We start from the raw sequence: 17,616 nt of genomic DNA, 5'->3' as shown, positions 1-17,616 counted from the left end.
ACCCCGCCACTAGCAAAAGCTAGGGACGAGGTTCGCTCGCGGTACCACCCTAGTTGAAGACAGCGGCCGTAACACGCCCACACGTCTTCCCCTTAATTTTTGGTAACGGTTGACCCGGCAACAGACTACTGAGATGAACCTGTTCATCTGTGCAGCTCCGGAATGTACTTCAGACGACTCTTTGTCCGGTTTGCAGCAACCACCGGCTCTCTGGGCAAAGAGACTGTCTTACTCGTTCCTTCATCGCAGTTTCCCGTATGAAAGTTCCTTCCCTTACTTAACCTAAGTCGTAAGTACATTATCACATTTAGCAGCAAAAGTCAAAGCCAAATCGCCGAGAAACAACAACGGGAAACCTTTTAAGGGGAGGGCATCTTATGACAAAACGTACAAAAAAGGCTTCCCACCATGAGTCATCGTCCCTTTTATCAAGAAGTGTATCAAAAAAAAGAGCTTCTGCAAAATCCTGTACAAGATTCATCAAATGGATAGGGATCCCTGTGTTATTTTTGATCGTGATCGGATGTGCCACCGCTTTTGGGTATACGGTCAAACAGGTAAACGAGACGCCTCCTTTGGATATACAATCCATCATCAATGTAGCCGCGACCACCAACATTTATGACCGTAACAACAAAAGGATCGGACAAATTCAGGAGGATGGTTTTCGCGAACCGATCAAGAGTCTTTCGGAACTGTCTCCGTATATTCCGAAAGCGTTTATTGCAGCGGAAGACAAAAACTTTTTCACACACTCGGGAATCAACCCGTTTTCCATGATTCGTGCGGGCATCCAAAATATCTTTGGTTTAAAAATCATCTCCGGAGCCAGCACCATCACACAACAAGTGATTAAAAACGTTTATTTTCCAAATCAAAACCGGACGATCGATCGAAAAATCCAGGAAATTATTTTAGCGCTTCGTCTTGAGAAGAAGATGACCAAAGATGAAATCTTGAAAAACTACCTAAATTGGATTTACTTCGGTAAATCAGGAAGTACAAATCTATATGGCATTCGTGCCGCTTCTCAAGCTGTTTTTGGGAAACAGCCGAAAGACCTCAATCTGGCACAAGCCGCTTTTCTTGCCGCGCTTCCGAATAACCCCAGTTTATACAATGTAACAACACATCTCGAAAATACAATGACACGTCAACGTTATATATTAAATCAAATGAAAGCAGACGGTTTCATTTCTGACGCCGAACTGAAAGAAGCGAATCGTTTTGATATCCGCGCCTCAATTATAAAAGAACATGTGCACCATTCAACGGATCAACCCTATCTTTTAGCGGAAATCAAACAAAGGGCAATCGAAGCTTTGCAAAATGCAGGTCACTACCAATCATTTGATGAAGTGGCTAAAGAGCTTTCTCGGGGAGGATATAGGGTATACACGACGATCGACTGCGAATTGCAGCGAACAATACAAAACATCATTGAAAATCCCGCGTTGTTTCCTGCAGACATCTCTTACCGTGTACATACGAACGAAGGGAAAGAGATCTTCGCCGAACGTGCCAAGGAACAAGTGGGGGCTGTATTGATCGATAATCGGACGGGCGGGATTCTAGCGGTAGGCGCAGGACGAGATTACAAAAGCAACCAAAACAATCATACGCTTCTCCCTCGTCAGCCGGGATCTTTGATGAAACCGCTCGCCGTTTATGGCCCCGCTGTCGAAAAGCGACTTTTTTTTCCCGGAACGGTGATTGACGACGTTCCTACTGTGTGGAATGATCCTTCCGTCTCAAGCGGCAAATACTTTCCGTTTAATTGGGACAGAAAATTTCATGGACTCGTTACTGTACGTGAAGCATTCAGGCAATCCTATAACATCCCTGCACTGAAAGTATTCGATAAAATAACACCAGCTGTTGGGCTCACCTACGTGAAAAGAATGGGCATTACGACAATCCAACCAGAGGATTATCATCTCGCTTCCGGAATCGGAGGGATGTCCTTGGGCCTCACTGTTGAGGAAGCAACAAGCGCATATACGACTTTTCCCAATCAAGGGGTATGGCGAGACTCCTTTCTGATCGACAAGATCGTCGACCGCAACAACCATGTGGTCTATGAACATAAACGACGGGAACAACGGGTTTTCTCCCCGCAAACCGCATATATACTCACGGATATGATGAAAGATGTTGTCAATAAGGGGACAGCCAGTTTCGTCGGCAGCCATTTTCCCGGACGTTCGATTGCCGGCAAAACCGGGACGACCAACGATGATAAAGATGCGTGGTTTATTGGCTATACGCCGGATATCACGTTGGGAATTTGGGTCGGATATGATATCCCTTATCCACTAAAGAAAAATGAAAGCAAGCGACCGCAAATCTTATGGAATGCGATCATGGATCGGGTCGTCAAGCGGATATCCGAAGATCACTTGCACTTTGCAGGCCCGCCGGAAGGGATCGTGCGTGTGGAAATCTCCCGTTTTTCCGGTAAGCTACCTACCGCATGGGTTCGAGAGTTGGGAGCCGTGACGAGCGATCTGTTTGTACGAGGCACCGAACCGACAGAATTCGACGATGTACTCACGAAACTCAATTATGTGGAAATCGGGGGGAAAAAATATGTAGTGGATCGTAAGATTCCACTTGGAATTAGCAAAGAGGGAATCTTTATTAAACGAGCACCTTACGTCCTGCCAAACAATGAAACCCGTTACAAACCGCTCGATGCGAACATGGAAATTCCGAAGGAACGACTGCAGTTCGATGAAAACCATCTTCCCAATGAACTTTCTCCCTTCTCATCGGATAAAGATAACGTGAAACGGAAAAAGAACGTTTCCGTTTCCCCTTCAGGAATACATGTCAATCAAAGTGTGATCGGTGTGTCGTTACATTGGGTAGAGCTTCCTCATGCGAAGGGATATACCGTCTATCGCAGCACAGACGGTGTCACGTACGTACCGCTTGCGACCGTCAAATCTTCAGCTTACAGTGATATATCTGCATTACCGGGCGTTACTTATTTTTATAAACTTACAACGATCACCACAAGCGGTGAGTCTCCTCCATCACAAGCCGTATCGATCACCGCCGGAAATTATTGAATCACCGAACAAAGAGTACCGACAAACAGGTACTCTTTGTTCTTTTCATTGTATCATGCAAGGATAAAAAGAATGAAAATTTAATCAAAAAGCAAGAAGGAGATCGAGGGTTCTATTTATAATATTTAGATATAGGATAATAATCGAATGATTTTAATGTTTCTGGCGTATGAATGATTTGTGTACCCGCAAAAGCAAGCAACTTAGATAATTCCTTGACAGCTTTCAGAATGTAAAGGCAATTATCTTGTTGAGAAGGAAGGTGTTGATCGTGTCTTTCGCTCATTTTGATGAAATCTTTATTTTATGCTTTGAAGCCGTAAATGAAGATGAAATGGATGGTAATAAACCGCAGACAAAACATCGTCATGAAAGAAATTGAAACACAAACGTTTGATTACATGCATCCTTTTGAAGAGGAAAAACACCTTCCACAAACGGAAAACTCTGCCCCACCTCTCAAACAATTCGCCATCTAGAAATGACATGAGGCGGTGTCCCGTCAATCGATACACCGCCCTTCTCTTTTTCCCTAATTTGTGTGAACCACGCGAATATCTCTTAACAAAGGGATCGATTTCTTCATCGTTTCTAAGATTTCATCGCGTAATGTTTCATCCACTTCGCAGACAGTAATCGCCGGACCGCCTTTTTTCCATCTTTCCAATGCCAAGCGTGCGATGTTATAACCATTAGAATCGAGAATATGTGAGACTTTTGCCAAAAATCCTTTTTGATCGGTATGGTAAAGAATCAACGTCGGCTTGTCTCCCGTAAATTTCACGGGCAGATTATCGAGTTCCTGCACTTCGACTTTACCCCCCCCCAAGGAGCTTGCGATCAACTTCACGCTGCGAGTCGGCCCTTTCGCCTGGATTAAAACCGTGTTGGGATGAAACACGCCCAGACTTCCTTTTGTAAAAACATAATCAACTCCCTGCTCGGAAGCCAATTGATCCGCTCGCGGCACGTCATCACTGGCAGTCGTCATTCCTAAAATCCCGGCCAATAAAGCCAAATCAGTTCCGTGGCCCTTATATGTTTCCGCGAAGGAACCCATGAGTTGAAACACGACTTGTGTAGGCTGTTCGGCTAGAATCTGCCGGGCGATGTTTCCAATGCGAACAGCTCCTGCGGTATGTGAGCTGGATGGCCCTACCATGACCGGTCCGATAATCTCAAATGCGCTCGTGTATTTCAAGCAATTTTCACCTCGTGTCTCCCTCGAGAACTTTTCCAAAACTCTTCTTGCCTTATCTTCCGCCTCACAAAGAACGGGACAAACATCTACTGTTGTTTCCCGAAGATTTGCTCTCTAAGTGCTTTTCCTGTCGGCGTTCCCGCCAATCCGCCAATTCCCGTTTCGCGCAGGGACTCCGGCATTTCTTTCCCGATTTCGTACATGGCCTGGATGACTTCATCCGGCGGGATTATGCTCTTCACTCCTGCCAGAGCCATATCTGCGGCTGCTAGAGCGGTGATCGCGTGCAAACCGTTGCGAATGATACAAGGCACTTCTACTAGACCACCTACGGGATCACAAACGAGTCCTAACGAATTTTTTAATGCTAAACCAACAGCGTGTCCTACCTGTTCGGGTGTACCTCCACCGATTTCCACCAAAGCTCCTGCCGCCATCGCTGTTGCGGAACCCACTTCTGCCTGACACCCTCCTGAGGCTCCTGAAATCGAAGCAGAATTTGCGATGACCAATCCGAGAGCGGCAGCTGTCATCATCGACAAAATGATCGCATCGCGAGAGAAACGTCCGGTATCCAACGCATACACCAATACCCCCGGCAAGATCCCAGCGGAACCGGCTGTCGGAGTTGCGACGATACGTCCCATCCCGGCATTCACTTCCGAAACGGAAAGTGCATAAGCCATTGCGCGAAGCGTCTGTGGATCGATAAATGTGCTCCCTTGATTGACATACTCGTAAACTCGATACGCATCTCCGCCGGTGATACCGCTGCGAGACTTGATCGGCTCCTTAATTCCCTTTCGCACGGCCTCTTCCATCACTTCAAACTGCTGTTCCATCTGTGCGAGAATCTCACTTTCAGAACGGCCTGTCTGTTCCTTTTCCACTTCCAGCATTAACCTTCCAATGGAAGTCTTTCTGTCTTCAGCCAACTTGATTAATTCATGCAGATGTGTGAAAGCCATAAATCCACTCCAACTTTCCATGGTGATTTCCTTATTTAAGCGTTACGATAGTAACCCCTGTGCCGCCTTCTCCATGTACGCCCGGTCGGAACGATTTCACTTGCGGATGTTTCCGTAAAAACTGTTGCACACCAGCACGCAATGCGCCAGTACCTTTACCATGGATGATGGAAACCTCAGAGAAGCCGTGCAAAACGGCGTTATCGAGAAATTTGTCAATTTCCAGAATCGCTTCTTCTACAGTTTCACCACGGAGGTCCAAATCCATTTGCACACGCGTTGGTGCAGTCTGGTGGCTTCTCGTTACGACAGGCCGTGTTTCTTGTTTCGGCTGATCGGTCGGTTGCAAGTCATCCTTTTTTACTTTTGTTTTCATCGCACCGATCTGCACGAGAACATCCCGCTCATTCACTTCGAGAACTGTACCTTTTTGATTGAAAGTGAGAACGACGACCGTATCTCCCGGATGAATTTCTTTCGCGGCAGACGCTTTGCGTAATCGTCTTCGTTCACGTCTCGTCGGTGCGGCATTTTCCAATTTCTTTTTGAGTTCAATGAGTTCATGCTCTTTATAACTCAGCTCCGCTTCACGCCGCATCCGACGCAATTCCTCAAGGATTTCCGCCGCTTCCCTCTCCGCTTTGCTTATGACTGTACGCGCTTTTTCTTCAGCAAGCTCGATGATGCGTTCACGTTGTTGTAGAAACTTTTCGCGTTCTGCTTCGAATTTCGCTCGCTCTTCCTCGAGCTCTCTGCGCAACCGTTCCGCTTCTCGCCGTTCTTTTTCTGCGATGAGTTGATTTTTTTCCAATTGACGAATCAGATCATCGACTTGCACATCTTCCGCATTCAGTTTTGTTTTCGCCCGTTCAATCACGTCTTGACGCAAGCCCAAGCGTTCGGAAATAGCAAACGCGTTCGAACGGCCGGGGACACCGATCAACAGACGGTATGTGGGACGAAGGCTTTCCACGTCAAATTCCATGGAAGCATTGATCGCTTCTTCATTATTATATGCATACGCTTTCAACTCGCTGTAGTGTGTGGTAGCGATCGTTTTCGCACCGCGCGATACAAGAAAATCCAAGATGGCCATGGCAAGAGCGGCTCCTTCCGTCGGATCGGTTCCCGCCCCCAATTCGTCAAACAAAACGAGTGATCGAAAATCCACCTGTTCAAGAATATCAATAATATTGGTCATGTGCGAAGAGAAGGTTGACAAATTTTGCTCGATACTTTGTTCGTCCCCAATGTCAGCGAACACTTTGTCAAACACAGAGAGTTCACTACCGTCGAGAGCAGGAATTTGTAATCCAGACATAGCCATCAACGTGAGCAAACCCACCGTTTTTAATGTAACCGTTTTACCCCCTGTATTTGGACCTGTGATTACGAGCAAACTAAAATCGTCTCCAAGGCGCACATCAATCGGCACTGCCGTTTCGGGATCAAGCAAAGGGTGTCTTGCATGTTTCAAGCGGATTTTTCCTTGAGCATTTAAAATCGGTTTCGCTGCTCGCATTTCATTCGCGAGTACTGCTTTCGCATGGATAAAATCGATCTCCGCAAGCGCTTCTAACCCTGCTTGCAGTTCTTCCGTGTATTTCCCAACACTTGCCGAAAGCTTTGCGAGGATCCGCTCAATTTCACGCTGTTCCTTGATTTCCAATTCCTGGACGCGATTATTGATCGCCACAACCTCTTCCGGTTCTATAAAAAGAGTCGCACCCGATGCTGACTGATCGTGCACGATACCGCCAAAAGTGCCGCGGTATTCGGCTTTCACAGGAATGCAATAACGGTCATTGCGTATCGTGATAATCGGTTCCTGCAGCATCTTTTGATAGAAGGAAGAACGAATCATACTTTCCAACTTTTCTTTCACTCGCGCATGTGCATCTCGCAGTTCCGAACGAATGCGCCGCAGATCGGGGCTGGCGTGATCGACAATTTCGCCATTCTGATCGATACATTCACGTATCTCGTCTTCAAGCTCTTTTAGGTCGGAAATCATCGCCGCATATCCGGTCAGGATGGGAACACCCTGATCATACTCTTCATCGATTGTGAAAAGGAACTTTTTCAAACGACGACCTGCCATCACAGTGTCTGCAATATCGAGAAGCTCCTTGGCATTCAATGATGCCCCGATCGATGCTCGCTTGACCGCTTCGCGAATATCACGGATACCTCCGAGTGGGATCAATCCTTTTAAACGGTATACCGTTCTCCCTTCTTCGGTCGCTTGTTGCCAGGTCTGTACTTCTTCAAAATGAGAAGACGGTTTCAAAGCTTCCGCCTTCTCTCTACCCATTGTTGTACTTGCATGTTGCATTAACCGATGCTTGATTTTATCAAATTCGAGTATCCGCAGGACTCGTTCGTTCATGCAGATATCCTCCTGCTTTCAATATTTACAACGAAAATCACAGCAATATATACAGATTATCCCTTTAAACCCTGATACTGCACACCATACTCACTGTTCTTCTGGGTATACTATGAACGAAAAACATTACACCTTTTTCTAAGGAGGTTTGTCAACGTGAATATTCTCGGCGCGATTGTCCGCTTCATTGTTTCTGCACTTGTCTTGATGTTCGTCGGTCTCATCGTACCCGGATTTAGCCGCTTGAGCTTTGCGTCCGCCCTCCTCGCCGCAATTATCATCGCTGTGATCGGATGGGTTGTCGAAATGATTTTTGGCCGCAGAATTTCCCCTTACGGCCGCGGCATTATCGGATTCATCTCTGGGGCTGTCGTCATTTATCTTACACAACTCTTCGTCCCCGGCATGAGAGTAACGATATTTGGAGCCTTGCTGGCATCCCTGATCATCGGTATTATCGATCTCTTTGTACCCACAGAAATTCGGGGTACCGGTGACAATCGGACCCGCGACTAATATATAACATGATTTACCCTTGGTTCCACCAGATAGATTTGGAAAAGCTCAGGTATAAGCCTGAGCTTTTATTCCATCTTTACCGGGGTAATTCGATTGTTTTCCTTATTTATCTCCTTGCAGTTTGGCTTCCGCTTCGAGTGCACGCAGCAAATCTTCGTATTCTTGACGAAGGCGAAAAAATTCATCGGCGATATTGACTGCTGCCAATACGGCAAGCCTATGCAGATCCAGCCGCGGATTGATGCTTGCGATGTCTCGCATCTTGTTGTCCACAAGTGCAGCTACTTGTCGAATGTGATCAACTGAAGCTTCTCCGCGTATCTGATATTCCTGGCCATAAATGATAACACGTATACGATTCGTTTCTTCTTTCCGCAAGGGTCATGCCCCCTTCCTCATACCCACATTATTCGCGGATAAGGGAATGATCTCCTGCTATGATCTCTATAAGAACGGCAGAATAGACACGGGATTACCTCAACTCTGCCCCGTGCTCCTTCTCTAATGCCGCAATGACAGCCTCATGGCGTTCATTGACTTCTTCATCGGTAAGCGTCCGCTCGTCGGAACGATAAACGATTGAATAAGCAATCGACTTCATTCCTGCCGGCACCTGCTCGCCACGATACACATCAAATAATTTGACTTCTTCGATCAGTCCTGAACCTTCCCGCCAGATCGTGTCAACTAACGCACCTGCCGGAACCTCATCTTTGACGAGAATCGCTACGTCCCGTTCGACCGCCGGGAACTTGGGCAACGGTTTAACCGTTACTTGTGGGTCACGAGACTGAACAAGGGAAAGAAAATCCAATTCGAAGTAGTATGATTCAGGCAGATCCCAAGCCTCTTCCACATCGGGATGAAGTCCACCGATCATACCTACTTCATAATCATTCACTTTGATCACAGCGGTTCTACCGGGATGCATCCCTGGACGATGAACTTGTTCATAGCGTGGATTTTCGACACCGATGCCTTGAAGCAGGTGTTCAACGATCCCTTTGACCGTAAAGAAATCAACCGAGCGTGTTTTTTCACCCACACTTTCGATTCCGTAAGCGCCTGAAAGAAATCCGGCAACAACGTATCGTTCTTCAGGAAGTTCTCGAATCGGCAAACTCTTCGGTACGTAGATTTTCCCGATTTCAAACAAGGCTACGTTCGTATTTTTCCTTTTCACGTTGTACAAAGCAACCTCAGCTAATGCAGGCAACATTGTCGTTCGTAAAACTTTCCGTTCCTCCGACATCGGCATCATCAGTGGTACCTGGCGGAGCAGAGATGAGTCCGAATCCAATCGCAAAGCTTCCAGCCATGAAGGATTTGTTAAGGTATACGTATACACTTCTGTAAGTCCTGCGCCGATCAGCAGACTGCGAATCATTCTACGCAATTTTTGTTCTTCTGTCAAAAGTCCTTGTGTGATGACCCCTTCAGGCATCGTTGTCGGAATCTTGTCATATCCGTAAAGGCGAGCCACTTCTTCGATTAGATCGATTTCCCGGGAGATATCCCCTCTGCGAGTCGGTACGTTCACTTCCCAACGAGCGTTATCCAATTGATTGTAAGTAAAATGGAGACGCTCTAACACACTTTCTACTTTTTGCTCATCTAAAGAGGTTCCAAGCATGTCGTTGATACGGGAAAGCCGCAAAGTTACTGTCAGCGGATGCACTTCTTCTTGAATCACCTCAACGGGTGAACCGACCCGTTCGCCTCCACACAGTTCGGCGATCATTTGTGCGGCACGAATGAGTGCGGGACGAATAACGGCACGATCCACTCCCTTTTCGAATCGCATTTGTGCTTCTGAGCGAAGCCCCAGGCGTTTTCCCGTATTTCGTGTTGAAGCGGGATCAAAATACGCAGATTCGAGAACGATATCTACGGTGTTCTCGCGGACCTCTGAGTTTTCGCCGCCCATGACGCCCGCCAGCCCGATCGCCCTCTTTGTATCGGCGATCACCAACATGGATGGATCAAGATGTCTTTCCTGTCCGTCGAGCGTGATCAATGTTTCTCCTTCTCGCGCTTGACGTACGATAATCGTTTGCTCAGACACTTGCGAGAGATCGAATGCGTGAAGCGGTTGCCCGTATTCGAACATCACGTAGTTGGTCACATCCACAACGTTGTTGATCGGCCGTACACCGACTGCCAACAATCTCATCTGCAACCAGAGCGGGGAAGGTCCAATTTTCACTCCCCGTACCACCTGAGCCGCATAATGCGTGCATTGATCCGATTCGATACGCACCGTCACAGGACTCTTCTCGTCTGTGAAAGAAATCGTATCATCCTCTTCGTTAAATTTTAATTTCTTTCCTAAAATCGCTGCCACTTCATAGGCTACACCGCGGAATGACAGGCAATCCGCACGGTTGGGGGTTAACTCCAGTTCCAGCGATACATCGGATAACCCTAAAAGCGTTGTTATGTCTTCACCGACAGGAGAATCTTCAGGCAACAGATAAAGCCCTTCCGTCTGCGCCTTCGGCAGGAGTTTCGTATCGAGACCGATTTCATCAGCCGAACATAACATCCCTTGAGACTCGACACCGCGCAGTTTGGAACGTTTAATCTTCATCGACTCACCGGTATGGCGATCGAACACATGTGCACCGATTGTGGCACAGGGAACTTTTTGCCCCGAAGCAACATTCGCGGCGCCGCAAACGATCTGCAGTTTCTCCGCTTCACCAATGTCCACGATGCATACGCGCAATCGGTCGGCATTCGGATGTGGGTGCACTTCTAACACATGGCCCACGACAACTCCGGAAATCCCTTTGTTCATCGGTTCTATGACTTCTACGGGAATACCGTGTGCGGTCAACAATTCAGCTAAACGTTCCGGTGTCATGTCTGAACCGAGATCGATATACTCTTGCAACCATTGATAAGATATACGCATGAGCATTTCCCCCTTTTACGACCAAGTCTTGAATTGATGAATGAAACGCACATCGTTTACATAAAATTGACGAATATCGTCCACACCATATTTCATCATGGCAATTCTTTCGATCCCCATTCCAAAAGCAAATCCTCTATATATTTCAGGGTCATAACCCGCCATTTCAAGAACCCGCGGGTGAACCATGCCAGCTCCTAGGATCTCAATCCAGCCTGTGTGTTTACATACACGGCATCCACTGCCCCCACAGGATCCGCATGAAAGATCCACCTCTGCCGACGGCTCTGTAAAAGGGAAATAGCTTGGACGCAAGCGAATCTCGCGGTCTTGGCCGAACATCTGTTTAGCAAACGCAAGCAAAATGCCTTTCAGATCGCTCATACGAATATTCCGGTCAACCACGAGCCCTTCCAATTGAGTAAACTCATGCGAATGTGTGGCATCATCATCGTCGCGGCGAAATACCCTTCCTGGGCAAACGATCCGCAGAGGTACATCCCCTTTTTTCTTCTCCATCGTACGCACTTGCACAGGAGAGGTATGTGTACGCAATAAAATTTCATCCGTGACATAAAACGTATCTTGCATATCACGTGCCGGGTGATTTTTGGGGAGATTCAACGCTTCAAAATTATAATAATCGAGCTCGACAACCGGTCCCTCTGCAATTTCAAACCCGAGTCCGATAAAAATATCTTCCATTTCACGAATCGTGCGCATCAGCGGATGTTCGTGGCCAAAAGGCAACTTCCGTCCCGGCAGAGTGACATCGACCGCTTGTTCACGCAATTTGCGTTCACGCTCTTCTTTCTTAACGAGATTTTCTTTTTCTGCGAACGCTTCTTCTAATTGCGAACGGACTTCGTTGACGAATTGACCGATCACCGGTCTTTCTTCAGGAGATAATTGTCCCATCCCGCGCAGGATGGCGGTCAATTCTCCTTTCTTTCCTAAAAATTGCACTCTCCATTCATTCAGTGCCTCTTTACCTTCTCTGGTGGCCAATTCAGATAGAGCCCTTTGTCGAAGTTCCTCCAATTTTTCTTTCATCTGCTTCAACTGCCTTTCTATAAAATTAAAATGGGTTCTTATATGCCATATGAAAAATAAAAAGACCCTTCTCCCTAAGGGACGAAAGGTCTCGTGGTACCACCCTTATTAGACGGACTCGAAAACACACCCATCCGTCTCACTTCATTGCGTTAACGGAAGCAGTCTCCCGACCTGTCCTACTGGATCGTTCAGACAGGTAGCTCCAGAGTGAACTTCAGCAACACGGACACATAGAGATGCTCTCAATCCACGGCATCTCCTCCCTGTAAGGTCGCAATGTGCTTACTCTCTCTATCATCACCGATCACTTTCTTCATTTTAAATTTGAGTATACCTGTGATGAAAGAAAAAGGCAAGTCGGTTTCCATTCAGGCTTTCTTCGTCTCGCGCACAAATTGATAGTGATAAAAAAATTCAACTGCAGCCACGAGGATTCCTACGAAAACGGCAAACAAAAGACTTACGCGCATGCCCCAAAATAACCAATCGCCAACGCAGACGACGGTAAATGCCACAAGAAAATCGACGGCGGTAGCCACATAATTGTTGCTTCTGTAAACGATCGCCCGGTCCGTGAAATAACCGATAATCGCCACAATAACCCCCAGAACCACAGCATGAGAGAACCTCATATACCCCCAGGGGCGATATGCGAATGCCACGACCCAGATAGCTGCAATCGTTACGATAAGTTTAATCAGAAACGAGTACTTTTGCATACGCTCCACCTCCTGAAAGTAGTTTCCCGCTCCGGAAGATGGCTCATGCATGTGATCCTGTTATAAACGAAAACCAGAGCCCTACTGGGCTCCGGCCTTGTTATTTTAAGACCAAACGCTTCTTTCCATTTCAATCCCCATCAAGTCCTGCCGCTTGTACGGCTTTAGGCAAGCGATCTCATTCTCTGTCGAACTGCCTCATAAAGAATGACGGCAGACGCAATCGCCGCATTGAGCGATTCGGCAGAACCCGGCATGGGAATATTCACTTCAGTATCCAATAACTTACGCACCTCTTCGGATAATCCATGTGCCTCTGAACCGATCACGAACACAACATTGCCTGTAAGATCGATATCATAAACGGTTTGATCCGCCTGCACGCTCGTGCCGATTAACTGGATTCCTCTCTCTTTCAGGGCAGGCAAAACATTCATTAGCTCGACTTCAAACACCGGGAGATGGAATAACGACCCCATTGTGGCGCGTACCACTTTGGGATTATAAAGATCGACGCTCCCCGATCCGATCAAAACTCCTGTTGCACCGACGGCGTCGGCTGTTCGAATCATCGTCCCCAAATTTCCCGGATCCTGAATCTGTTCAAGAGCCAGATACAGAGCATCTCTCTGCCCCTGAATGGATTCTTCCAACTTATGCTCATAATGTCTGACGATCGCGACGACTCCCTGAGGGGATTGGGTGTCCGTCACATGGGAGATCACCGCGTCATTGACTTCAATCAATTCTATCCCGAGAGCATTCGCCGTGTGGATGATTTCCTCGATCTTCCCAGTTTCACGTTTGCCTTCGCTCAACAATAATGTCTCGACAGGCGCATTGGAACGTAAGGCGTCTTCCACAAGGCGCGTTCCTTCAATGAAAAAGAGTCCTTTTTGCTCCCGGTATTTTTTGTGTTTCAGTGATGCCCATTCCTTAACACGTGGATTTTTCGTTGATGTGATTCGCTCCATGTCATATGTCTCTCCTCACGCTTGTTCCTCAAGCTCTACCAAATCTGCGTTCGCACCTATAACCACAAGGACATCCCCTTCCCGGATCACATCTTTCTCTTTTGGAAAATATTAAATTTTTGCCCGTTTCGAATCGCCAATACATTGCAACCAAATTTTTTGCGAATATCGAGTTCGGCGAGACTCCTGCCGATCATTTTTCTTGTAGCCACAATCTCCAAAATACTGTATTCCGGTGACAATTCAATGAAATCGAGTACATTGGCTGAAATCAGATTGTGCGCTACACGGATTCCCATATCCCTCTCCGGATAAACCACTTAGTCGGCGCCGATCCTCGACAAGACTTTCCCGTTCAATTCGTTCTCCGCCTTCACGACGATATAGGGAACACCCATTTCCTTGAGAAACCCATAATTACCCATACTACTTCCCTCTTTTTAGGCGACGGTCAATCCTTTTTTAGTAGATTACCCATTTTTCATCATTGTAACAACTGGACGAACACCAAAAAAATAGCAGAACGCAGCGATTATGCGCTGCGTTCCTTGACGATTTGTACCCATTCGCGAATCAGTTCATCCAACGGTTTGGAGACCTGCTCTTTTTCTCCGTACTTGCGCACCGCCACTGAGCGTGTATTTGTTTCCTGTTCCCCGACTACGAGGGTATATGGGATTTTCTGAATTTGTGCTTCCCTGATCTTGTACCCCATCTTTTCATTGCGCGTATCGATTTCCGCACGGATACCAGCTTTTTTCAACAGTTTTAAGACTTCGTTCGCATAATCGAGATACAAGGGGTTCACGGCGATAATCCGTGCCTGTACGGGAGCGAGCCAGAACGGAAACGCACCGCCGTAATGTTCAATCAACAGGGCCATAAACCGTTCAAACGAACCGAAGATCGCACGGTGAATCATCACGGGACGGTGTTTCTGATTATCCTCACCGATATAGGAGAGATCAAATTTCTCAGGCATTTGGAAATCCAGCTGGATCGTGCCGCATTGATGGGAACGCTTGAGCGAATCGCGCACATGAAAGTCGATCTTCGGACCATAGAAGGCGCCATCCCCTTCATTCACTTGATATTCCATGCCCCGCTTCTCCAATGTGTCGCGCAATGCGTTTGTAGCTAATTCCCACAGCTCATCCGAGCCCGTCGACTTTTCGGGACGTGTCGACAATTCCACGCTATACTCAAATCCGAATGTCTTGTACACCCGATCGATAAAATCCATGCACTGGAATACTTCTTGCTCGATTTGATCGGGACGCACGAAGATATGTGCATCATCTTGTGTAAATGCACGCACGCGCAACAATCCGTGCAGCGCTCCCGATAATTCATGGCGATGTACAAGCCCGAATTCACCCATTCGGATGGGGAGATCGCGATATGAGCGGAGTTGATGTTTGAATGTAATGCAATGTCCCGGGCAGTTCATCGGTTTCAGAGCGAAATCTCGTTCGTCCACATGAGTGAAATACATATTTTCTTTGTAGTGATCCCAGTGACCGGAACGTTCCCATAAGACGCGATCCATAATGATCGGTGTGCGCACTTCATCATATTCGTATTCATTCAGGAACTCACGTAAAAATTTCTCCAGTTCGTTTCGTAACGCCATCCCCTTCGGGAGATAAATAGGCATCCCAGGTGCCTCATCCGGAATGAAGAACAAGTCCAACTCGCGTCCCAGTCGGCGATGGTCACGTTTTTTCGCTTCTTCGATACGCTCTAAGTATTCGTCAAGCTCCGATTTTTTAGGAAAAGCGGTCGCGTAGATCCGGGTCAACATCTCATTTTCCGCGTCGCCGCGCCAATAAGCCCCCGCGATCGACAGAAGTTTGAATGCTTTGATTCGGCCTGTTGAAGGGAGGTGCGGGCCCCTGCAGAGATCGGTAAATTCTCCTTGATGATAAACAGTGATTACAGCATCATCCGGGAGTTCATGGATGATCTCGACTTTAAAGCGATCTTCGCGCTCTTTAAACATCTCTAGCGCTTGTTGCCGGGTGACCTCTTCTCTCCGGATCGCAAGATCTTCCTTCACGATCTTTTCCATTTCTTTTTCAATCAGCGGGAGATCGTCCGGGGTGAACGTTCTTCCGGAAAAATCGTAATAAAATCCGTCTTCAATCACGGGTCCGATGGCAAATTTCACTTCCGGCCAGAGACGGCTGACCGCTTGTGCCATGACATGAGCGGTCGAGTGCCGCATCGTCTCCAAACCTTCCGGGTCATTGAGTGTAAAAAGTTCGATCTTTGCGTCTTGCTCGATCGGAGTGTTCAGATCGACTAATTTGCCGTTCAGCGATCCGACGACCGCCTCTTTCTTTAAACGATTGGAAATCATCCCTGCAACATCAAGCAAGGTTGTTCCTGCTGGAATGGTTCGTTTTGAACCATCTTTCAGTTCAATCTGCACTTCTTTTTGTACATCCACAGACATGATCGTTCCTCCTTCTTGAAATAGACTGCCTTGAAAACTAGTGCTTGGGTGGGTGTATCGCTTTGCGCTTGGGTTCGATGACTAACAAAATAAAAAACACTCTCATCCCCGATCTTGCAGGGACGAAAGTGCTTGACTCCGTGGTTCCACCCCGATTCAGTCTGTTCGATGAACAGACCCTCGTTCCCATAACGGAGAGGCTCCGGCTTGACATTTCCTTCAAGCAGCTCAGAGGTGGTCTTCTATTCGCCTGATATCAAGAGCACTTCCAGCCAAGGTGCTCTCTCTCTGAGATATGTTTCGAATAGACGCTGTCCTCTTCATAGCTTTTACTCTTACTTTTCAACGAGATTATAAAAAATTCATTCCGGAAAAGTCAAGGGGAAAGACTCAAAATCCACCTCTTCGTCTGCATGGCAAAGTGTACAGCCCGGACAAAGTTGCGCTCGGTTCTCAAATATGTCAAACACCGTATCAACGATCAATGGAAGGCGAACACCCTGTTTCGAATGTACTCTTACCTTTAAGGGAGCCAACTGAATCAATGAGGAAATCACCAGATCATCAAAATGAAGCTCATGTTCCCAGTTACCTAGGGAATAGGATTGCCATTCAAATTCTCGTATAGGATTTCCATCCGAGTCGATGAACTGGACACCTTTTTGTCCATAGAGAAGGTGGATCAAGGGAAGGCACGATGTCTGCATATCAAGAAAATAACGGATTAACTGGATAAATTCCCGATATTCCTGATCCATCAAGTATTCATCAATCGCTTGTTCGATCGCGCGATATCTGTCTTTTTCAAACTCTCGCAGACGGAAACGAACAAATCCTTCGACAAGAAATGTCCGATTATGTATCAAATAGTCGGCTATACACGCTTCAAGCTCTTGATTACGTAATATTTCTTTTCCATCACGAGGGTGATTGCGTAAGAATTGAATGCCACGATCCGCCAGGAAGGCGACTTCATCCGCCGTGTAATAATCATATTCCTTTTCGATGATATGTTGTAACAGATCACGTTCCCAAACTTCCGTCAGAAAACGGGTGAGGGATTGTGCCAAGAAAAGGGGAACCGTTTCGTCTTCTCGTTCCACTTTTTCGATGCGATATGTAAGGTACGGAAATTTGCCGCGAACATGAAACCCTTTAATAACAGATCCGCCGCGTTCCCGGAGTTTATCCAATGATTCTTCAAGATAATCCGCCAATACATCGATATATTTCATGGTACCAATCGAAACAGCGTACACGTTCTCACTCCTTTTTCGCAGACACGTTCACTTTGCACATCCCGTACCTCTCGTATTGTTACCCAGTATATGTCGATGTTAG

General features: G+C 47.0%; 12 protein-coding genes, 1 pseudogene and 3 other annotated features. Of the genes and pseudogenes, 2 read left to right on the top strand and 11 right to left on the bottom strand.

What is annotated here, in order from left to right:
• Positions 1–18: 18 nt before the first annotated feature.
• Positions 19–253, bottom strand: a binding site (T-box leader).
• A 124-nt stretch (positions 254–377) separates the two neighbouring features.
• Positions 378–3,074 carry a transglycosylase domain-containing protein gene (locus DNHGIG_RS14140; protein WP_282200198.1) on the top strand — a complete coding sequence of 899 codons (2,697 nt, stop codon included), beginning with the start codon at positions 378–380 and terminating at the stop codon, positions 3,072–3,074.
• A 532-nt stretch (positions 3,075–3,606) separates the two neighbouring features.
• Here the strand turns inward: DNHGIG_RS14140 and sdaAB are convergent.
• The 3 genes from sdaAB to DNHGIG_RS14125 form a co-directional block, all read right to left on the bottom strand.
• Positions 3,607–4,275, bottom strand: a complete 669-nt coding sequence (sdaAB, locus tag DNHGIG_RS14135) for an L-serine ammonia-lyase, iron-sulfur-dependent subunit beta (RefSeq protein WP_282200197.1) — start codon at positions 4,273–4,275, stop codon at positions 3,607–3,609.
• Positions 4,276–4,361: 86 nt separating this feature from the next.
• Complete coding sequence (sdaAA, locus tag DNHGIG_RS14130) at positions 4,362–5,243, bottom strand: L-serine ammonia-lyase, iron-sulfur-dependent, subunit alpha (protein WP_282200196.1); 882 nt, start codon at positions 5,241–5,243, stop codon at positions 4,362–4,364.
• Positions 5,244–5,274: 31 nt separating this feature from the next.
• Complete coding sequence (locus DNHGIG_RS14125; RefSeq protein ID WP_282200195.1) at positions 5,275–7,632, bottom strand: endonuclease MutS2; 2,358 nt, start codon at positions 7,630–7,632, stop codon at positions 5,275–5,277.
• Between the two features lie 156 nt (positions 7,633–7,788).
• On the opposite strand from DNHGIG_RS14125, the gene DNHGIG_RS14120 reads away from it, so the two are divergent.
• Complete coding sequence (locus DNHGIG_RS14120; protein ID WP_282200194.1) at positions 7,789–8,148, top strand: phage holin family protein; 360 nt, start codon at positions 7,789–7,791, stop codon at positions 8,146–8,148.
• A gap of 105 nt (positions 8,149–8,253) precedes the next feature.
• Here the strand turns inward: DNHGIG_RS14120 and zapA are convergent, their stop codons facing one another.
• The 8 genes and pseudogenes from zapA to ytxC all read right to left on the bottom strand — a co-directional run bounded on the left by zapA (position 8,254) and on the right by ytxC (position 17,534).
• Positions 8,254–8,529: a cell division protein ZapA gene (zapA, locus tag DNHGIG_RS14115; RefSeq protein WP_282200193.1), complete on the bottom strand. Its 276-nt coding sequence runs from the start codon at positions 8,527–8,529 to the stop codon at positions 8,254–8,256.
• 94 nt (positions 8,530–8,623) lie between these two features.
• Positions 8,624–11,068 carry a phenylalanine--tRNA ligase subunit beta gene (gene pheT, locus DNHGIG_RS14110; protein WP_282200192.1) on the bottom strand — a complete coding sequence of 815 codons (2,445 nt, stop codon included), beginning with the start codon at positions 11,066–11,068 and terminating at the stop codon, positions 8,624–8,626.
• 15 nt (positions 11,069–11,083) lie between these two features.
• Complete coding sequence (pheS, locus tag DNHGIG_RS14105) at positions 11,084–12,121, bottom strand: phenylalanine--tRNA ligase subunit alpha (RefSeq protein ID WP_282200191.1); 1,038 nt, start codon at positions 12,119–12,121, stop codon at positions 11,084–11,086.
• A 74-nt stretch (positions 12,122–12,195) separates the two neighbouring features.
• Positions 12,196–12,431: a binding site (T-box leader), on the bottom strand.
• Between the two features lie 61 nt (positions 12,432–12,492).
• The gene (locus DNHGIG_RS14100; protein ID WP_282200190.1) at positions 12,493–12,843 is read right to left on the bottom strand and encodes a DUF2512 family protein; all 351 of its coding nucleotides are present in this window, start codon (positions 12,841–12,843) and stop codon (positions 12,493–12,495) included.
• A 164-nt stretch (positions 12,844–13,007) separates the two neighbouring features.
• Positions 13,008–13,817, bottom strand: a complete 810-nt coding sequence (locus DNHGIG_RS14095) for a TrmH family RNA methyltransferase (protein WP_282200189.1) — start codon at positions 13,815–13,817, stop codon at positions 13,008–13,010.
• Positions 13,818–13,832: 15 nt separating this feature from the next.
• Positions 13,833–14,224: pseudogene (locus DNHGIG_RS14090) on the bottom strand (potassium channel family protein); the annotation flags it as partial.
• Between the two features lie 125 nt (positions 14,225–14,349).
• Complete coding sequence (gene thrS / locus DNHGIG_RS14085) at positions 14,350–16,275, bottom strand: threonine--tRNA ligase (protein WP_282200188.1); 1,926 nt, start codon at positions 16,273–16,275, stop codon at positions 14,350–14,352.
• Positions 16,276–16,390: 115 nt separating this feature from the next.
• Positions 16,391–16,608: a binding site (T-box leader), on the bottom strand.
• Between the two features lie 29 nt (positions 16,609–16,637).
• Positions 16,638–17,534, bottom strand: coding sequence for a putative sporulation protein YtxC (ytxC, locus tag DNHGIG_RS14080; protein ID WP_282200187.1), 897 nt, complete (start codon positions 17,532–17,534; stop codon positions 16,638–16,640).
• Positions 17,535–17,616 lie beyond the last annotated feature (82 nt).

It is taken from the genome of Collibacillus ludicampi, assembly GCF_023705585.1.
Lineage (GTDB): Bacteria > Bacillota > Bacilli > Tumebacillales > BOQE01 > Collibacillus > Collibacillus ludicampi.
Note: the sequence above shows the minus strand (reverse complement) of the source record. Positions and strands in the feature narration are given on the sequence as shown.

Excerpts from the sequence above, each read along its gene's own strand:
- DNHGIG_RS14140 (WP_282200198.1), top strand. The coding sequence starts at position 378 with ATGACAAAACGTACAAAAAAGGCTTCCCACCATGAGTCATCGTCCCTT.
- sdaAA (WP_282200196.1), bottom strand. The coding sequence starts at position 5,243 with ATGGCTTTCACACATCTGCATGAATTAATCAAGTTGGCTGAAGACAGA.
- DNHGIG_RS14125 (WP_282200195.1), bottom strand. The coding sequence starts at position 7,632 with ATGAACGAACGAGTCCTGCGGATACTCGAATTTGATAAAATCAAGCAT.
- pheT (WP_282200192.1), bottom strand. The coding sequence starts at position 11,068 with ATGCGTATATCTTATCAATGGTTGCAAGAGTATATCGATCTCGGTTCA.
- pheS (WP_282200191.1), bottom strand. The coding sequence starts at position 12,121 with ATGAAAGAAAAATTGGAGGAACTTCGACAAAGGGCTCTATCTGAATTG.
- DNHGIG_RS14100 (WP_282200190.1), bottom strand. The coding sequence starts at position 12,843 with ATGCAAAAGTACTCGTTTCTGATTAAACTTATCGTAACGATTGCAGCT.
- DNHGIG_RS14095 (WP_282200189.1), bottom strand. The coding sequence starts at position 13,817 with ATGGAGCGAATCACATCAACGAAAAATCCACGTGTTAAGGAATGGGCA.
- thrS (WP_282200188.1), bottom strand. The coding sequence starts at position 16,275 with ATGTCTGTGGATGTACAAAAAGAAGTGCAGATTGAACTGAAAGATGGT.